13 protein-coding genes are annotated in these 18,295 nt (G+C 74.1%); 8 read left to right on the top strand and 5 right to left on the bottom strand.

What is annotated here, in order from left to right:
- The coding region (locus BL253_RS29805) for a helix-turn-helix domain-containing protein (RefSeq protein ID WP_131831607.1) at positions 1 to 295 on the bottom strand (295 nt) is incomplete at its 3' end.
- Positions 296 to 570: 275 nt separating this feature from the next.
- Here BL253_RS29805 and nhaA point away from each other — a divergent pair.
- Complete coding sequence (gene nhaA / locus BL253_RS29800; protein WP_076820634.1) at positions 571 to 1,962, top strand: Na+/H+ antiporter NhaA; 1,392 nt, start codon at positions 571 to 573, stop codon at positions 1,960 to 1,962.
- Between the two features lie 76 nt (positions 1,963 to 2,038).
- Here nhaA and BL253_RS29795 read toward each other — a convergent pair whose 3' ends face one another.
- Entirely contained in the window at positions 2,039 to 2,917 is an 879-nt protein-coding gene (locus BL253_RS29795; RefSeq protein ID WP_241835271.1) for a DsbA family protein, read from the bottom strand.
- A gap of 173 nt (positions 2,918 to 3,090) precedes the next feature.
- On the opposite strand from BL253_RS29795, the gene BL253_RS29790 reads away from it, so the two are divergent.
- Positions 3,091 to 4,494, top strand: a complete 1,404-nt coding sequence (locus BL253_RS29790) for a PP2C family protein-serine/threonine phosphatase (RefSeq protein ID WP_076820633.1) — start codon at positions 3,091 to 3,093, stop codon at positions 4,492 to 4,494.
- A 638-nt stretch (positions 4,495 to 5,132) separates the two neighbouring features.
- Positions 5,133 to 5,309 carry a hypothetical protein gene (locus BL253_RS42525; protein ID WP_158230446.1) on the top strand — a complete coding sequence of 59 codons (177 nt, stop codon included), beginning with the start codon at positions 5,133 to 5,135 and terminating at the stop codon, positions 5,307 to 5,309.
- Between the two features lie 128 nt (positions 5,310 to 5,437).
- On the opposite strand, the gene BL253_RS29785 is transcribed toward BL253_RS42525, so the two are convergent.
- Positions 5,438 to 6,451, bottom strand: coding sequence for a hypothetical protein (locus BL253_RS29785; RefSeq protein WP_076820632.1), 1,014 nt, complete (start codon positions 6,449 to 6,451; stop codon positions 5,438 to 5,440).
- Between the two features lie 344 nt (positions 6,452 to 6,795).
- Between BL253_RS29785 and BL253_RS29780 the strand changes: the two genes are divergently transcribed.
- From BL253_RS29780 to BL253_RS29770, 3 genes are all read left to right on the top strand, one after another.
- Positions 6,796 to 7,800 carry a hypothetical protein gene (locus BL253_RS29780; RefSeq protein ID WP_076820641.1) on the top strand — a complete coding sequence of 335 codons (1,005 nt, stop codon included), beginning with the start codon at positions 6,796 to 6,798 and terminating at the stop codon, positions 7,798 to 7,800.
- Positions 7,797 to 9,011: a hypothetical protein gene (locus tag BL253_RS29775; protein WP_076820631.1), complete on the top strand. Its 1,215-nt coding sequence runs from the start codon at positions 7,797 to 7,799 to the stop codon at positions 9,009 to 9,011. Before BL253_RS29780 ends, BL253_RS29775 begins: the two co-directional genes overlap by 4 nt.
- 175 nt (positions 9,012 to 9,186) lie before the next feature.
- Complete coding sequence (locus tag BL253_RS29770) at positions 9,187 to 10,149, top strand: acyl-CoA thioesterase (protein ID WP_076820640.1); 963 nt, start codon at positions 9,187 to 9,189, stop codon at positions 10,147 to 10,149.
- 123 nt (positions 10,150 to 10,272) lie between these two features.
- Here BL253_RS29770 and BL253_RS29765 read toward each other — a convergent pair whose 3' ends face one another.
- Positions 10,273 to 11,805: an NAD(P)/FAD-dependent oxidoreductase gene (locus tag BL253_RS29765; RefSeq protein ID WP_076820630.1), complete on the bottom strand. Its 1,533-nt coding sequence runs from the start codon at positions 11,803 to 11,805 to the stop codon at positions 10,273 to 10,275.
- 685 nt (positions 11,806 to 12,490) lie between these two features.
- Entirely contained in the window at positions 12,491 to 14,743 is a 2,253-nt protein-coding gene (locus BL253_RS29760) for a glycosyltransferase (protein ID WP_076820629.1), read from the bottom strand.
- A gap of 673 nt (positions 14,744 to 15,416) precedes the next feature.
- Here BL253_RS29760 and BL253_RS29755 point away from each other — a divergent pair.
- Both BL253_RS29755 and BL253_RS29750 read left to right on the top strand, forming a co-directional pair.
- The gene (locus tag BL253_RS29755) at positions 15,417 to 17,111 is read left to right on the top strand and encodes a hemolysin family protein (RefSeq protein ID WP_076820628.1); all 1,695 of its coding nucleotides are present in this window, start codon (positions 15,417 to 15,419) and stop codon (positions 17,109 to 17,111) included.
- Positions 17,108 to 18,190 (top strand): hemolysin family protein, encoded by a 1,083-nt coding sequence (locus tag BL253_RS29750; protein ID WP_076820627.1) that lies wholly within the window; start codon positions 17,108 to 17,110, stop codon positions 18,188 to 18,190. The genes BL253_RS29755 and BL253_RS29750 overlap by 4 nt, the downstream gene beginning before the upstream one ends.
- Positions 18,191 to 18,295: the final 105 nt, after the last annotated feature.

The raw sequence follows: 18,295 nt of genomic DNA, 5'->3' as shown, positions 1-18,295 counted from the left end.
CCGCCACGAGGAATGCCTCGTCCTCAGGGCTGATCCGGCGGGGACGGCCACCCGCCCAGTGAGGGTCCAGGCAGTCCAGGCCGATCTCGTTGAACCGGTGGATCACCTGGCGGACCGTGTCCTCGTCCGCGGCGACCAGCCGGGCGATCGCCGGGACGGTGTTCCCACTCGCCGACGCCATGATGATCAGGGCGCGGCGGAACCGGACCGAGGAGTGCGTCCCCCGCCGCACGATCCTCAACAGCCGGCGGCCCTCCTCGTCGGTCAGCCGCCGTGCTCGCACGGGTTGCGCCATGACGTCCACCTCCCGGTACCACTCACACATCGGTACCGACAGTGCACACCCGAACACCCAGACAGGCGCAACCCGATCACCGCACTCCGCCCCAGCCAACGTAGGCGGTCAGCGCACTAGGCGGGCGGTGGAGGCGTGTACCCGGTTGGGGTGGAGTCGATACGCTCGGGGCTGGGGGGACGACAGCTAGCGGGCAATTCGTGGTGTGAGGTGTGTGCCGGTGGGAGGGCAGTGATCCTCGGGCGGCGGTGGGTGCGGCGTGTGGACGGTGGGCGGTGACGGCGCCGCCGCGGCCGGGGCCGGCGCTGCGGGTGAGCATTCCCGGGCCGGCGCCGGCCGTGCGGGAGTTCCTCGCGACCGAGGCGGGCAGCGCGGTGCTGCTGCTCGGCACCACCGTCCTCGCGCTGCTCTGGGCGAACTCTCCCTGGTCGTCGAGCTACGAGCATTTCTGGGACACGTCGACGGCGTTGACCGTCGGCGGCGCCTCGTTGCGACTCACCGTGCACGACTGGGTGAACGACGGCGCGATGGCGATCTTCTTCATGGTCGTCGGCCTGGAGATCAGCCGGGAGGCGACGACCGGTGAGCTGCGCGACCGGCGGTCGGTGGCGGTGCCGGCGCTGGGCGCGGTCGGCGGCCTCGCCACCCCCGCGCTGGTCTACTGGCTGTTCAACCGGTCCGGCGCCGGGGGCGCCGGGTGGGGCATCGCGATGTCGACCGACACGGCGTTCGTCCTCGGGATCCTCGCGCTGTTCGGGCCGCGCTGCCCGGACCGGCTGCGGCTGTTCATGCTGACACTGGCGGTCGTCGACGACATCGGCGCGATCACCGTCGTCGCCGTCTTCTATTCAAAGCACGTCGACGTCATGGCGCTGATCCTGGCCGCCGCCGCGGTGGCGGCGATCGTCGCGCTGCGCTGGATGGGCGTCTGGCAGCTCACGCCCTACCTGATCGCCGCGGCGCTGCTGTGGCTCGCGGTGCACGCCTCGGGGGTGCACGCGACGCTGGCGGGGGTGCTGATCGGGCTGCTGGTGCCGGCGTTCCCGCCCCGCCGGGAGGAGATCGACAACGTGCCCGTGTTCGTGCGGGCGCTACAGGAGGACTCGACGGCGTCGCGTTCGGCGCTGGCGGTGTCGGCGGCGCGGGCGGCGGTCGCGCCGAACGAGCGCCTGCAGCACCTGCTGCACCCGGTCAGCGCGTTCGTCGTCGTCCCGCTCTTCGGGCTGGCGAACGCCGGGGTACGCCTGAACGGCGAGACGCTGCGGACGGCGGCCAGCTCACCGGTGACGCACGGCGTCGTGGTGGCGCTGCTGATCGGCAACGCGGTCGGCATCACCCTCGCCGCGACCTGCGCGGTACGCACCGGCCTGGGCGTGCTGCCGGGTCAGGTCCGCTATGGGCATGTGCTGGGCGCGTCGGTGCTCGCCGGGATCGGCTTCACGATCTCGCTGTTCATCACCCAGCTGGCGTTCGACGACGAGGCGCTGCGCGACCAGGCCAAGATCGGCATCCTGGTCGGCTCGCTGATCGCCGCGACCGCCGGCAGCGTCCTGCTGCGCTACCTCGGTGAGCGCATGCCGCTCTGTTCCCCGAACAGCGAAGGCCTCCCACCGCCGCTCCCGCCCCGCCCCTGGCGCCCGCCCGCGGTCCCCGCGCGCTGGAGCTGACGCCCGGGGAAGGCGGCCAGCCCTGGCAGGACTGGCCGCCTGTGACGGCGTGTGACGGCTTGTGACGACGCGGCGGTCAGCGGCGCGCGGCCCAGGGCGCCCACCAGCGGGCACGGCCAGCGGCTGGCGTTGCCGGATCCGCGGAATCCCTCAGGTCCGCCAGGTCGCCGTCGTCCACGAGCAGCGCCCCGGCGGAGCCGGCGAGCGCGGGCACCGGCGAGGGCGTCGGCCGCGGTGCCGTCACCAGGGTGGACGTCGCGGCCACGCGGACCGCGCGGCGCAGCGCCGGCAGCTCCGGGCGGCCGCGGAACAGCTGGCCGTTGACGAACAGCGTCGGAGTGCCGCGCACGCCCTCGGCGACGCCGCGCTCGTAGTCCGCCTCGACGGCGTCGCCGTAGGGCTGGGCCGCGTCGCCGACAACCAGGTCGGGGTCGAGGCCGAGGCGCTCGGCACGGATCCGCAAATCAATGTCCTTGAGCCTGTCCTGGTGGGCGAACAGCAGGTCGTGCATCCGCCAGAACTGGCCGTGCGCGTGCGCCGCCTCGGCGGCGAGCGCCGCTGTCAGCGCGTACGGATGGATCTCGAACACCGGGAAGTGCCGGAACTCGTGCCGCACCAGCGTCCCGTCCGACTCCACCAGCTCGTGCAGCACCGGCGCCGCCTGCGCGCAGTACGGGCACTGGAAGTCCCCGTACTCGACCAGGACCACCGGCGCGTCCGGGTCACCCCGCGACGGCCGTTCGCCCACCAGGACCGGTGTCGCTGGCAGCACCAGCCCGCCGTCCGGCTCGGGCGGACCCGCCGGCGTGGTCATCCCGGGCGCGGCGCCCTTGCCCGCGGGGACGGCGCAGGTCTCGGGCGTGGTGGCCGGGCGCGGCGCCGCCGTGACGTCCGCCGACCCGTTCGAGCGAGAGGCGCGCGAGCTGTCCGGCCGGTCCGCCGACACGCGTTCCATGCCTGAAGTATCGCGCCAGCGCCCCGAACTAATCCCGTCCCCGCGAGAGACCGGGGCGGAGCTCACGATCACGCCGCCGGCGCGGGCCGTCCCCGACCTGGGCGGCGCGGTTTTCTCCGGGCGGGCCGGGTACCCCGCCAGTCGGCGGGAAACCGACTCAACCGGGGTGGGCAGTGGGACGAGCAGCGACCAAGAACGCCCATAAGGCCGGCCACGGCGGCCCGAACGCGGACCTGGACTGGCCAGCGGCGACGACGTCCGGCCCGGCGAAGAAGCCGCGCGGCGCCAGGCACGGCGGCAAGCGCGCCGGCAAGATCGGCAAGAAGGCCGGCAGGCGGGCCGCCGCCGCGGCCGGGAGCGTCGCGGCGGCCGGGACCGGCACGGCGGCCGGGACCGGCACGGCGGTCGGAGCCTCCAGCGCCGTGGTGGACGCGATCATGGCGGCGGCGCTGGGCGAGGCGGTGGCCGAGTCGCTCACGGGCACGCTCACCGAGTCGATCAACGAGTCGTTCACCGAGATGATGGCGGGCGGGCTGGCCTCCGCACTGGAGCAGGCCCTGGCCCAGACCGTCTCGGTGGCGGTGGCACACGAGCTGCCCGGCGCCCTCGCCGCGGCCGCCACCGACGCCCGCACCCATCACCAGGCCGGCGCGGCCGAGTCGGCCGCGCCGGCTCCGCCCAGGACGGCCGCGGCCACGCCAGGCGATGCCGGCGTGCCGGCCGCCTCCCCGGTGCCGTCCACCGCGGGCGAGCACACGGTGGCGCTGGCCGCGGCGCGGTCGGTGTGGGAGTCACTGCCGCCGAGGCGGCTCCCGGTTCTGCCCGGCCTGGACCTGGCCGCCCGGCGAGTGGCCGCGAGCGATCCCGAACGCGTCGGCGGGGACTGGTACGACGTCACGGCGCTCTCGGCGGACACCGTCGTCCTCGACGTCGGCGACGTCGGTGGGCACGGCCCCGGCGCCGCGGCGCTCATGGCCGAGCTGTGCCACGCGACCCGCGCCTATGCCCTGCTTGACCTGCCGCCGTCCGAGATCACCACCCGGCTCGCGGACGTGCTGTTCGCGGGCGGCCACCGCGCGATCACCTCGGCCGCGACGGCCCGGCTCGACGTCCCGACCGGGCATCTGACCTGGTGCAACGCCGGTCATCCGCCGCCGGTGCTCGTCAGCCCCGACGGTGCGGTGTCGTTCCTCGGCGACATGCACGGCCCGTTGCTCGGCGCCGTGCCGGGCGCCGGCCCCGGTGTCAGCGTCAGTGGGGGCCCGGACACCCGGGCCGGGACCGAATACGCGCAGAGCACCATCACGATGCCGGTCGGCGCGACCGTCCTCCTCTACTCGGCCGGCCTGGTCGACGGGTCGGGCACGCCGCTGGCCGAGCGCCTCGACGCACTCGCGGCCGCCGTCTCCAGGGCGTTCGCCGCCCACCCGGCGGGCCTCGGCGTCCCGCCGCTCACAGCGGCGTGCGACGCGCTGCTCGCCGACCTGTCCGGTGGCCGTCCGCCCCAGGGCCGGGAGCCCGCGGGCGGCGGCCAGCAGGGCGGCGACTCCTGCCTTCTGGCCGCCCGGATCTGCTGACCGGACGCGTACTGGCTCAGGCGCGCCGCCGGCCGCGCCCCGTCGGCCGCGCACCGGGACGACGGCCCGGACGAATCTGACCGCTCCCCGTATTTCGACCATTTCCGCGGCATGCGGGACTGGTCTACTGGCGTCGCCGGAGATGACACCAGCGATCGGGGGATGCGATGGAACCGAGCAACCGATAGCGCGAGCCGGCCGGCCCGCCGCGACGGGCGGGCATGGCGGCTCGCCTAATCGGCCCGTCCAGGACGCACCATGTCCGGAATGTGGCCGGCTTTTGTCCAGTCGAGATGGGTCGCCGTCATCCGGGCGACCACCAGGATGAGTTGTTCAACTCCTGTGAAGAGTTGTCCGGCTTATGTCTCACGTATCTCGACGCCAAGGGCGCACTCTGATCATCACGACCAGTCAGCGGGTACCCCGACCGCGCGGCTTCGCCGTCGCCGCCGGGGTACCCGGATCCCTCCCGGCAGGTCCGCCGGTGGGGCGAGATCCGTACCGACGGATCTTCGGAGAACGCGCCGCGGCCGCGGGGCGGTCGACGCCCGGTACGGGGAGGCGTCGGCCGCGGTCCGTAGCTCGCGGCAGGCCGGCCGGCGGAGTCGCCGGCCGGGCTCGCGAACGAGGGAAACGACATGGGCAGCAGCATGCGCGGGGCAGGGAAAGTCACCGAGACCGTCGGCGTCAGCACAGCCAGCGGCGCCACCGCCGGCGGCGGTGCCGGGTGGGCCGGCTGCGACGGCAGCGGCGGCGAGAACGAGGAGCCGAGGGACGCGAACCAGACCGGCGTGGGACGGGCACGGACCTCCTGACGCCGGCCCGGGGACACGGCCCGCGCGGACGACACGTCGGCGTCGCCGGTCACCGCGCGGGCCGTCCGGCGAGTCCCCCGGACTCGCCGGACGGCGGCGGGGGCGGGAGGCACTCGGGTGGACGGCGTTCAGGTCCAACGCAGGCCGTAGCTCAGGCCGAGGCCGAGGTGGCCGAAACGCGCCGACACCTCCCCCGCCCCGTCCAGCGGCACGTCCGGAAGATCGATGGTGAGGTCCTCGACCGCGCGCAGCGGCAGGCCGTCCAGGCGGTGCACTCTGGGCTCCGCACCCTCGGGGAACCGTACCCGCAGGTCCAGCGCGTCGCAGCGGACCGTCGGGTTCATCGCGTAGTGCGGCATCATCGGCTGCCCCGGCGGCACCCGCCACACGCACCCGAACTCGTGCCGCTCCTCGGCACCCAGTGGGCGAGGCAGCCGCAGCACCGGGGAGAAGAGCGTGTCGCCCCGCCGGTCGACCCGGACGATCCGGCCACCGAACATCACGTCCACGCCGAGGTCACGCGGGCTGGGCGGCGCGTCGGGCGGGCGGGGCAGACTCATCGACAGGGCAACCTCCCGCAGCCCGTCCTCGAGGGCGACGATCCGCCTCGATTCCAGCAGCTCGGGTGTGGGCGCGTCGAGCCGCACCAGTGCCCACACCCGCTCCACATACCAGCCGGCCGTCCCGGACACGGCCGCGTCCCGCGCCGCGGACGTCTCCCGGCGGTGCGTCTCCTGCCCGCCGCGTGCCTGGCCGACGCCGTCCTGGCCACCCCCAGCAATGATCATCTCCGCCAGCAGGCGGAAGGCCTCCTGGCCGCGGCGGCGCAGAGTACGCGGATCCCGCTCGAACTCGACGGCGAGCCAGCTGAGCCGTTCCGTCAGCAGCCGGTGGCCGGCTCGGGGGTCCACGCCGAGGGACACCCCGGCGACCAGGCGCAGGTCCTCCGGCAGCGCCGCCAGCCGCTCACCGAGCCAGCCCACGAGCCGGGACCGCAGCGGGCCGCCGGACAGGTCGCCGAGGGCGGCATAGCGGCGCAGCAACGGCCCGGTCCTGGCGTCGAGGTTCGCGGACCGCAGGCCGCGCCCGCGCGCGAGCGAGCGCAGCTCAGCGTGCATGGCCGCGGGATCAGTACCGTCCATGGTTCATCTCTGATCGACGCACGGCCGGACCCGCCGTGTGGGCCAGGCCCTGGGGCCTGCGGGAAGGTGACCGCCGACGGCCACGGCGTGYGTCCGCCGACGTCGCCGCCCGCCATTGGCCGGCTTTCATTATGCTGACTTTCCGCCCGTCACCGCGCACGTACGGCGGGCGGCCCGCACGGCTGTCCGTCATCACACGACCGTCCGTCCGGGTATTGACATATATGCGCATTATCTGGGGTACGGCAAACATTGCGTGCCCGGTTGCGCCGATGACCGCGGGTGTCATTGTTCGCCCGCTGACCGGTGACATGGGCCATGGTGGGACTGACGGGGGAACCATCGTGCGACTGACTGCGGAACTTGAGGCCACCGCGGTGGCCCGGTGGTACAGGGCCGCGCGTTTCCGGCCCGATCCCGCGCGGCGGGACACCGGCGGGCCGCTGCAGCGGCTGAACTGGCAGACGAGGATCAGGTACTACGAGACGCTGGTGGAGTTTCTCGACGCCAGCGAGGGGTCGATCGACGGCCTGGCGCGCGACGCGCTGGCCGCCGCGGCGGGGCAGCGCCGGCCGTCGACCCTCTACTACCTGGTGAGCCCGAGAAGCCCGGGGTCGCTCGCGGGCACGCTACGAGCGACGGCGGCGGCGCGCCTGTACGAGCGGCGCCATGGGGAGCGCGTGCTCGACCTGCTGGTGACGGAGACGAAGGTATGGAGCTACTGGCCCCACCGCGAAGGCTGGCTGGAGACGCTCGACGACCTGGCGGTCGTCGATCGCTGGCTCGCCGCGGCGAGCCTAGTGCGGGTCGTGGCGGACTGGGCGGTGTGCTCGCGCCCACTGGCGATCGTGTCCGGGTTCGCCCCGCCGCTGGCCGCGGTCGAGGATCTGCTCACGCTCGCCGACCCCGGGAACGAGCGCCCCACCGGGCCGGACGGTGACGGTTCGGGCGGCGACGCGCGGCTCACCGAGGTCACCTGCCTGCTGACGACCGTGGTGCGCACCGCGCTCGGCGCGAGCGGCATAGGACCCGGCTTCGTGCTCGGCGCGGTCCATCGCCGCCTCGCGGCGCTGGTCACCCGGGCCCCGGCCCACTCCGAGAAGATCACCACCGACGCCGTCGACCTGCTGACCCAGCTGGAGCACCTGCTGCCCGGGCTGCCCGCCGAGGAGCGGCACCGGATGTCCGACGAGCTCACCCCCAGGCTGCGCGCCGTCCTGGACCAGCTGACACGGCCGGACCCACCAGGCCCGTCCGACCCGCCAGGACCCGAGGGCCGACCGCCAGGACCACCGGGCGATGGCGAACCGGATGGTCCGGGCGAGCGAGCCGACGGGGAGGACCGATGACGCCGAGCCCGCCACCGGCCGGTGAGCCGGAGCGCGACGACGAGGTGGAGCGCCGGCTGCGCGGCCGGGCCCAGACGGTGCTGACCTACACCGACGCGACCGCCGACCCGCGGCCGCTCGTCGGGCTGTACGAGGAGGTCCGCCAGGTGCTCGGGGCCACGAGCCCGCTCGCGCTGCTGGTCGAGTACCACGCCGAGGAGCTGCACAGCCGCACCCGCTCGGTGGCCGAGTCCACGCGGGTCTGGGCGCAGCTGCACGCCCGCGCCGAGCTCGCGCTCGACCGGCACGACACCACGCTGATGGGCATCAAGGCGTTGCACGCCCGGTACACCCGGCTGTCCGGCGGCCCGGCCGACCTGGACACGGCCGCGCAGACGTACGAGGTCGAGTGGCGGCGTCGGCTGGCGATCCTCGGCGCGAAGGCGGACCGCACCAGCACGGCGCACGCCAACCTCGCCATCGCGCTGCGCGACCGCGGCGGGCGCGACGACCTGCGCCGCGCCTGCCAGATCGCGCGCGAGGAGGTGACGGTCCGCGACGMCGTCTGGGGAGCGGACCACTCGTTCACCTGGATCGCGCGGCTGATCCTCGCCCAGACCCTCCTCAGGGTCGCCGAGCGGGCGGACCCACCCGGCCACGACGCGGGCCCTCCGGCCCCCGGTCCCGCCGACGGCTCCCCCGCGATCCCAGCATCCGCATCCGCGTCCGGCTCCGAGCCGATCGATCCGGACGCCTGGAGGTCCCAGCACGACCGCTATCCCCCGGTGCCCGAGGACGACCTGGCGCGCCCGCGCGACGAGCTCATCGCGGAGGGGCGCGCGGTGGCCGCGGCGGTGCTGGCCGCGCGCCGGGAACGGTTCGGCGCGACGTCGGACGCGACGCTGCGCACCCAGCTGGTGCACGCGCACGCGCTGCTGCTCGCCGGCGAGCCGTCCCAGGCGGCCGCGGAGATCCGCTATGTGCTGGCGGCCAACCGCCGGGTCGGCGCGAACCTCGACCCCGGCTGGCCCGAGCTGCTCCTGGCGAGGGCGCTGCTGGCGGCCGTCCTCAGCGAGGAGGGCGACAGCCTCGACGACGCCCTGCGCCAGGCCCGGGCCGCCGTCGAGGCGCGGCGGGCCCGCTATCCGGCCGGCGCCCAGCGCGTCGCCGAGGCCGAGCACTTCGAGCGCGAGGCCAGGCGGCTCGCGGCCGAGCAGCCAGCCGACGAGTGAGCGCGGCCGTCCGGCCCGGCGAGCACGAGGCCGGGCACGGGCGGCTATGACCATGACCATAGGTCGGCGCGACGGCGGGGCGGGTACCGTCGGGGAGCGGTCACCGGATCACGGCCGCGGCGCCGGGCGGCGCCGCACGGCCGAAGGCCGTGGGACAGACAGCGCGGAGGTCGATGTGGGCACGGCGGTGACCGGCGGGGCCGGCTCCTTCCTGGACCTGCTGACGCTCGAGCAGCCCGAGCCGGACCTGTTCCGTGGGCTCAGCCACGAGGGCGCGCCGCTGCGGGCTTTCGGCGGGCATGTCGCCGCGCACGCGCTCGTGGCGGCGACGTCGACCGTCGACCCGGACCGGCCGGTGCACTCGCTGCACAGCTACTTCATCCGCGGCGGCGACCCCACCCTCCCGATCGACTACCACGTCGAGCGGATCCGCGACGGGAGATCGTTCACCACCCGGCGGATCACCGCCGTCCAGCACGACGAGGCGATCTTCGTCCTGTCCGCGTCGTTCCACCGCCACGAGGACAGCCCGGTCGACCACCAGCGCCGGGCGCCGCGCGTCCCGCCGCCCCCGGACGGCCTCCCGCTGTTCGACGGCCGGCCGCCGCGCGACCCCGAGCAGGCGGGAGCCAACGCCCCGCGGGGCGGCACCGAAGAGTGGGCCAACGAGCGGCGCAACGCCTGGGCTCGGCGCGGCTTCGAGGTGCGGGTCGTGTCGCCGGCGGACCAGCCCGCGGCGACCAGCGAGGCGGGCGAGCAGCCCGGTGGACCGGTCGACGGTTCGCAGCCGGCGCCGGCCCGAATGCGCGCCTGGCTGCGGGTGACCGAGAAGCTGCCGGACGACCAGCACACGCAGGCCTGCGCCCTGGTCTACATGTCGGACCTGACGCTGTCGCACTCGATCCGCGGCGCGGAAGGCGGCGCGGGCCAGGGCATGCAGCTGACCTCGCTCGACCACGCGGTCTGGTTCCACCGCCCGTTCCGGGCCGACGAGTGGCTGCTGTTCGACCAGGAGAGCCCGACCGCGTCGGGTGCCAGGGGGCTGGCCGTCGGCGAGTTCTTCGACGCGGCCGGCACCCTCGTCGCCACCGTCGTCCAGGAGGCCCTGGTCCGCCCCGCCCGCCGCCACGCCGGCTGACGGACACGGCTCCGGCCACCACGGCCTTCCCCGGCCCCGGCTGACGGATCTGGGCCAGAAAAGGTGACGGCCCCGGCACGCGATGCGCGCCGGGGCCGGGGAGTACTTCCTGCTGGTTACCCGCTAGTGCGAGCCGCCGACACGGGAGCGGGCGGCGTCGAGGACCTTGCGGGACAGGACCGGCGCGTCGCGTCCGGTGCCGTGCGAGCCCGCCGGCTTCGGAGCACCGGAGGAGGCCTTCTCCTCGTGGTACTCCTCCTCGACGTTGACCGTCCAGACGTCGTGGTCCGTGCCCTTCGCGATGTTCTCCGCCGTCAGCATGGCGGTGAACATCGAGTGGTCGGCGTTGTTGTAGCGGAACATGCCGTTGCGACCGACCGGGTGCACGTTGCTGGCGTAGTCGGTCAGCCAGCCGCGGATGACGTCGACGTTGGCCGCGTAGACGTCGTCGTAGATCGGGTACGCCTTCGGCTGGCGAACGACGTAGCCGGCCTCGATGTCGAGGTACTTGACCAGGCCGAGCCGGTCGAGCTCCTGCTTGCCCTGCTCGATGAGCTTCTCGTCCGAGGCGGTCCAGTCGGCGTCGTTCTCGAACACGGTGTACTCGAGGCCGAGGACGTTGCGGCCGTCCTTGACGAGGTAAGGCGACCACGAGGCGAAGTTCTGGATCCGCATGGTGCGGACGCTCGGGTCGTGGATGTAGATCCAGTTGTCCGTCCACGACACGGCGCTCGCCGGCACGACCAGGGCGACGGTGAGGAAGTCGCGGTAGCGCAGGCCGTGGGCCGCCTTGAGCACCCGCGGCGGCACCGGCGGGTCCATGATCTCGATGAGCTGCGAGATCGGCATCGAGGAGATGACCTCGGTCGCCGGGAGAACCTCGACGTCGCCGTCGGCGTGCTCGGCGACGACCTCGTAGGCCTTGCCGTTCTCATGCCGGATCTTGGTCACCTTGGTCTCCAGGACGACCTTGGAGCCCTGGGCGACGACCTTGTCGCGACAGACCTCCCACATCATCCCGGGGCCGTACTTCGGGTACTCGAACTCCTCGATGAGCGAGGTGATCTCTTTCTGGTTCGTCTTCGGCTTGACCGCGTTGAGGATCGCATTGCCGAGGTTGAGGCTCTTGATGCGCTGCGCGGCCCAGTCGGCCGGCATCTCGCTGACCGGGACGCCCCAGACCTTCTCGGTGTAGGTCTTGAAGAACGTCCGGTAGAGCCGCCAGCCGAAGCGGGCGACCAGCCAGCTCTCGTAGTCCGACTGGTCCTTCGGCGGCCTGACCCGTGCCTGCAGATACGAGGCGATGCAGACCGCGGCCTCCTTGGGGCCAAGGTTCTGCAGCGCGTTCACGGCCTTGATCGGGTAGTCGTAGTACTTGCCCTGGTAGAAGATCCGGCTCTTGCGCGGCCGCAGCAGGAAGTCCTCCTGCGGCAGGATCTCGTGCCAGAAGTCCTCGACTCGCTGGACCTTCGAGAAGAACCGGTGGCCACCGATGTCGAACCGCCAGCCGTCACGCTCAACGGTGCGGGAGATTCCACCCACCTGGGTGTCGGCCTCGAGGATGGTCGAGGGGATCCCGTACCGGTGCAGCTCGTAGGAGGCGGTGAGGCCCGCCGGTCCGGCGCCGATGACGACGACGTCTACGTTTTCCGACATCAAGACTCAGCCGTTCCTTGGGGTGTATGACGAGGGCGACGACRCAGGTCGCGCCGCCGGTGCACCCGCGCACGCCAGAGAGACCCACCAATGGTCACTCAACGTGTCGGAACCGACGGCAGCGTCCCTCGCGGCGTGCTCAGCATGCCAGCGGTGCGGGCGTATCGCCCCGAAGAGGGCGAGCCGCTCACACATCGTTGACTCCGCTTCGAGTTCCTGGGGTCGCGGGGACTTGGGGGAGAGAAGCGGATGGGGTTATCCGCTTCGCGCACACTGTAACCGGCCGACAGAACGGCGAAACGCACGGGTCCACCCCGCCACGCACTGTCGACGAACGAATGCCGCGGGCACACGTGACCGATCACGTGCGCCAGCACCGCCAGCACAGCAGGTCAGCCGCCGGCGGCGGCCCGGATCACCCGCCGAACACGGTCACGGAAAGTGATGAATTCCCGTTCCGAGCGGAGGTGTTCCCCTCCACGCCACGTCTCAAAACCGCCGTGTTCGTCGAAGATGGCACGCCTGGGCCCGGCGCTGGGGGCCTCCGCTCGAGGAGCGGGGACCCGCCCTCCCTGGCGCTGTGGGTGACGAAGGCCACTGTCCTCTCGTCACCGTCCGCGGTGACGAAGGCATCCGCGCCGTCCCGGCCCGCGGCTCACGCAGGGCTGCTCCGCCGCGGCGCGCCTCAGCCGAAGACGAGGACGAGGAACATCGCGAGCAGCGCCACCGCCGCGATGGTCGCGTGCAGGCGGCGGCGGTCGTTCGGGGTCGTCCAGGGGATCCCGCAGCCCGCCGCCACGGGCTTCGCGATGGCGAGCAGGACCGCGGCCGCCCACCCGACCACGCCCAGGGTGGCGCGTTCCGGCCGCACCCCGGCGGCGACGACCGCGACGGCGAGCACGGCGGCGGCGAGTGGCACAGGCAGAAGCGGCGTCCAGGCCTCCGAGGCCAGCCGCGCCGCCGCCCCACGGCACTCGGCCCACCGCGACCGGGAGATCCACCCGAACGGGCGTCGCACGGAGATCCGGATCTTCCCCGGGCCCGCCGGCCCGCTCGCGGGGACCCCAGCGGCGATCGCCGCGTGCCCGGTCGCGGTCGCGGGCACGGGCACGGGCACGGGCACGGGCACGGGCACGGTCGCCGTGCTGGTGGAGGCCGCCGGCGTCAACGGCTTCGCCGACGCCTTCGACGACGCTGACACCGTCGCGGGCGACGCGGGAGCGGGAGCGGGAGCGGGGCCTGGGACGGGCGGCGCGACGTCCGGGGCGGTGCCGGCGCCCGTCCGGCCGCCGAGGAGGGTGACTCGGGCCACGGCCATCAGCGAGAGGGGGATCAAGGCCAACCAGCCCGCGAGCGCCACCGCGGCGCCCTTCGCGCCGGTACCGCCCGTACCGGTCACCGCGAAGCCGAACAGCGCGGCGGCGGCCAGGTAGGGCAGTCCGAAGCCGAGCCAGCCAACCGCGCCGGCACCTGTCGCGAGCCGGCCGCCGCCGAGGACCACCAGCGCCGGGCCGAGCCATATCCCGGCCTGCGCGGCGGCCAGCAGTGGCGCCGCGGCGTCCCACAGGTAATGCGCCCGCTGCCGGCGGTCGAGGCCGGGCTTGCGCAGCGGGTTGTCGAACAGCAGGATGCGCAGCCGGTCGACGGCACGGATGACCAGGAGCCGGGCGGCCGTCGCCGGCGGCCGGGTGGCGCGGGCGACCAGGACGGACGGGTGGTGGACGCTCGCCCAGCCGGCCGCGTGCAGCTCATAGGAGGTACGGGGCTCCTCCGTGCCGCCACGCTCGCTGAACCCGTCGACGGTCTCGAGCGCGGCCCGTCGGTAGAGAGTGCCGCTGCCGGCACCGGCGGCGGCGCCGTCGCGGTCCCTGGCGGCGGCCAGCAGGCGCGCAAACGCCGGCTCGGACCGGTCCGGCAGGGGGCCGGGGTCGGCGGCGGCCCGCCACCCCGGGGCGACCAGCCCGACGTGCGGGTCACGCAGGTAGCCAAGCATCTGGTGGGCGGCGTTCGGGGTGACGACGTCACCCGCGTCGAGCAGCAGGACCGCCTCACCTCCGGTGCGGGCGAGCGCCATGTTGAGCAGTCCTGGCCGGCCCGTCGGCCCGTCGGCGCGCCAGAGGCAGGTGACGTCCAGCCGCTCGGCGAGTGCCTCGAGCGYGAGGGCGCGGCGCGTGGCGGCGCCGTCGACCCGGGTGTCGGCGACCAGGTAGGTCCGGTGCGGGTACGCGAGGTCGCGGGCGGAGCGCAGCGCGTGGTCGACCTCGGCGAGCGGCTCGCCCCGCGCCACGACGAACACGTCCAGCGATCCCGCCGGGCCGGGCGCGCGGCGGACGAAGCGTTGGTTCACCCGGGCGGCATGYACGGCCAGCACGGCCAGCGTCAGGTAGGCAACCATCTCCGCGACGAAGCACACCGCGCCGGTGAGCCCGGTGCCGCCGATGTGGCGGGCCCGCCATCCCAGGTAGGCCACTCCGGCGAGGACGACCACGCCGCCCGCGGCCGCGGGCATGGCCGCCGCGAGGGCCAGCCCGCCTGGCGCCAGGTGCCAACCGGCCCGCACGGCCGACGCCGGCGACCGGTCGACCGGCAGGGTCGTGTCCGGCCGCTCGCCCTGCTCGCCGGTCGTCCGTGGCCCGGCCCCCGGCCGCGCCGCCTCGATCTCGGCGGTGCGCGCCGACGGCACGGCCGCCGAGGACCCGACCGCCCTGGCCGGCCCGGCCGTCTTCCTGGGCTGGACGGACTCGGACTGGGCCGACTTGGACGGGATGGGCTTGGGCTTGGGCTTGGGCTCGGCGGGCTCGGGCTCGGCGGGCTCGGGCTCGGGTTTGGGTTCGGGTTCGGGTTCGGCAGGTCCCGCGGGGCCGCCGGACTCGACATGCTCGACGGGTTCCGTGAGGGTGGCCGGCTTGAGGTACTTGAAGGTCCTGGCCGCCTTCACGGTCGAGGGGACGGCTCCGCCGCCAGCGTCCGGTTCCCCGTCGCGGGGCGTGGGAATGGCGGCCTGGGCCCTCGCGCGGCGGGCGGCAGCGCGGCGAGYGGCATCGCGATCTGCTCCTTGGCCAACCATGCCCACCCCTTCCGAACAATCAGTTACACCTCAGTTGCGGACAGTAACATTCCGTGAGATCGACGTGCCCCATCCGGGCGGCGGAGCCAGTGCCCTGGGCGCCAACGGGCGACGGAAGACGGCACGGGCGGCCAGGACGGCAGGAGGGATCCCCAAGAGTCGCCGGACCACTTACGATCGGGTATGGACCCGCGAGGCGCGCCCGGGACGGGCGTCGCATCGCACCACGCCAGCTGGGTACCTAGAGCGGGTACCGACGGCCAGGCCCGGAAACACCCGGTAGCGGAGGCATCCGTGCGGGCGGCCGGGTGCCTGGCCACCAGCCGGCGTGGCACAGACGGGCCCTCCCGCGCCGGCGCCGGCCGCCCGCTTCGGCGGGCTGGCCGGGGAGACACCTACGGGTGCCCGTCCTGGAGGCCCGCGAGGTCCGTCCGGGAGACGTTTCCGGACCCCCGACGACGGAAGGGATCATGAGCGGCTCCGGCGATACCGGCTGTAGTCCGAACCGACCCCCGCGTATGGAAGCGCCCGCGGAGGTCGAGCCTTGATCCAGGCGCTCCTTCTCGTTCTCGGCGTTCTGCTGCTCGCGGGCTGCGGGCTGTTCGTGGCTGCCGAGTTCGCGCTTGTCACGGTCGACCGGTCGAGCGTCGAGCGCGCGGCCCAGCGCGGCGACCGTGCCGCCCGCGGCACGCTGACCGCGCTGCGCACCCTGTCCACCCAGCTCTCCGGGGCCCAGCTCGGCATCACGCTGACCAACCTCGGCATCGGCTACCTCGCCCAGCCGGCCATCGCCGAGCTGCTCGACGGACCAGCGGCCACGCTCGGCGCCTCCGAGAAGCTCGCGGACACCCTGTCCGTGGCGCTGGCGCTGGTCATCGCCACCGCGCTGACGATGGTCTTCGGCGAGCTGGTGCCGAAGAACCTGGCGCTCGCCCGCCCGCTGGGCACGGCGAAGGCGACCCAGCGCTTCCAGCGCGGCTTCACCCGGGCCACCCACCCCGTGATCAGGTTTCTCAACGGGGCGGCGAACCTGCTGCTGGGCCGGTTCGGGATCACCCCCCGAGAGGAGCTCGCCTCGGCCCGCTCGGCCCAGGAGCTGTTCTCGCTGGTCGGTCGGTCGGCCGAGCACGGCGCGCTGGCGCGGGAGACCGCGACGCTGGTGCAGCGCTCGCTGCTGTTCGGCGACCGCACGGCGCAGGACGTGATGACCCCACGGGTGCGGATGCGCTCGATCAGCGCCGACGAGCCGATCTCCGCGGTGATCGCGCTGACGAGGCGCACCGGGCACTCCCGCTTCCCCGTGCTGGGCGAGGACAGCGACGACGTCGTCGGCCTGGTCCACATCAAGCACGCGGTGGCCGTGCCGGAGGAAGCCCGGACGATCACGCCCGTCCGGTCCGTGATGGCCCCCGCCGTCACTGTCCCGTCGGGCATGCCGCTCGAGCCGCTGCTGGAGCAGCTGCGCGCCGGCGGCCTGCAGATGGCGATCGTCGTCGACGAGTTCGGCGGCACGGACGGCCTGGTCACCGCCGAGGACCTGATCGAGGAGATCGTCGGCGACGTCGTCGACGAGCACGACCGGGTGAGCCCCCGAGCGGTCCGTCACCGCGACGGCAGCTGGGCGCTGTCCGGCCTGCTGCGCCCGGAGGAGGCCGAGGAGCTGACAGGGGTGCCGGTGCCGACGGACGACGCCTACCAGACGCTCGGCGGGTTGATGGCCGCCGCGCTCGGGCGCATCCCGGCCGCCGGGGACATGGTCGAGACCGCCGGCGTCCGTTACACCGTGGAGCGGATGGACGGCCGCCGCGTCGACCGTGTCCGCCTCGAGCCACCGACCGATGGCCACTCCCGCCGGGACCGTGCGGACCACTCGGACCGTGCGGACCACTCGGACCGTGCGGACCACTCGGACCGTGCGGACCAGGCGGACCGCGCGGACCGCGGGAGCGAGACAACCGGCCCGGGCCACACGGAGCGCGGACGCGGCGGTGCCCGGCCGGCCGACGGGCCGCGCCCGGACGGCGGCGGCGGCCGCCCCGGTTCCGCCGATCCCGCCGATCCGGCCGGCCAGACCGGCCAGACCGGCTACCAGGAACAGGGCAGGCCGGGCGACTGCGACGGCGACGGCCTCACCGAGGGTGACACGGTGGTCGACCCGCGCCGGGCGCTGCCACCCGCGCACCCGCCGCGCGGCCACAGCCGGCGCAACCACACCGCGACGGCGGAGGGGCGTCGATGAACGACCTGCTCAAGCTGGCGCTGACCGTGCTTCTCCTGCTCGGCAACGCGCTGTTCGTCGGGTCGGAGTTCGCCCTCATCTCGGCGCGACGGACCACGATCGAGCCGCGCGCGGCCGCCGGGTCGTGGTCGGCCAGGATCACGCTGCGGGCGATGGAACACGTCTCGATCATGCTCGCCGGCTCCCAGCTCGGCGTCACGGTCTGCACGCTCGGCCTGGGCGCGCTGGCCGAGCCGACGATCGCCCACCTGATCGAGCGCCCGTTCGACGCCGCGGGGATTCCCAGCGCGGCGCTCCACCCCGTCGCGTTCGTGCTCGCGCTCGCGCTCGTCACCTTCCTGCACGTGGTGATCGGCGAGATGGTGCCGAAGAACATCGCGCTCGCCGGGCCGGACCGGGCGGCGCTCGTGCTCACCCCCCCGCTCGCCGGCTTCGTCTGGCTGCTGCGCCCGGTGATTTACGCCCTGAACTGGGTCGCGAACGCCAGCCTGCGGATCGCCGGGGTCGAGCCGAAGGACGAGGTCGCGAGCGTGTTCACCCGCGACGAGGTGGCCGGGCTGGTCGACGAGTCGCACCGGGAGGGGCTGCTCCAGGAGGACGAGCACGACCTGGTCAGCGGTGCGCTGGCGTTCGACGAGCGGACCGCCCGCGACGTGCTGCTCCCCCGGGAGGGCCTGGTCACGGTGCCGATGGCCGTCACCCCGCGGGAGATCGAGGACCTCGCGGCGAGCACCGGCTACACCCGGTTCCCGGTGCTCGACTTCACGGGCCGCCTCATCGGCTACCTGCACCTGAAGGACATTCTCGAGACCAGGCCGGACCGGCGGGCCTCGCCGGTCGCGGCCAAATGGTTGCGACCGCTCGTCCACGTGCCGGCGGACGCGACGCTGCGCCACGCCCTGGCGACCATGCAGCGCTCGGGCGCGCACCTCGGCCAGGTGACGGACGAACACGGCGAGTCACTCGGCCTGGTCGCGCTGGAGGACATCCTGGAGGAGCTCGTCGGCGAGATCCGGGACGAGGCCGCCGGCCGCCCGGTCCGGCCGATGGCGGCGCCGGCGTCGCAGCGCACGGCGTGACGGCTCGCCATCACCGGTAGCCGCTGATCAGAACCGCCGCGTCACGCCGGCGGGCCGGAGCCGCCCAACCGCCACCACGGAGGTGTCGGATGGCCGTCAACGGGC

The organism is Pseudofrankia asymbiotica, assembly GCF_001983105.1.
Classification (GTDB): domain Bacteria; phylum Actinomycetota; class Actinomycetes; order Frankiales; family Frankiaceae; genus Pseudofrankia; species Pseudofrankia asymbiotica.
This window is presented reverse-complemented; position numbering and strand designations above follow the sequence as displayed.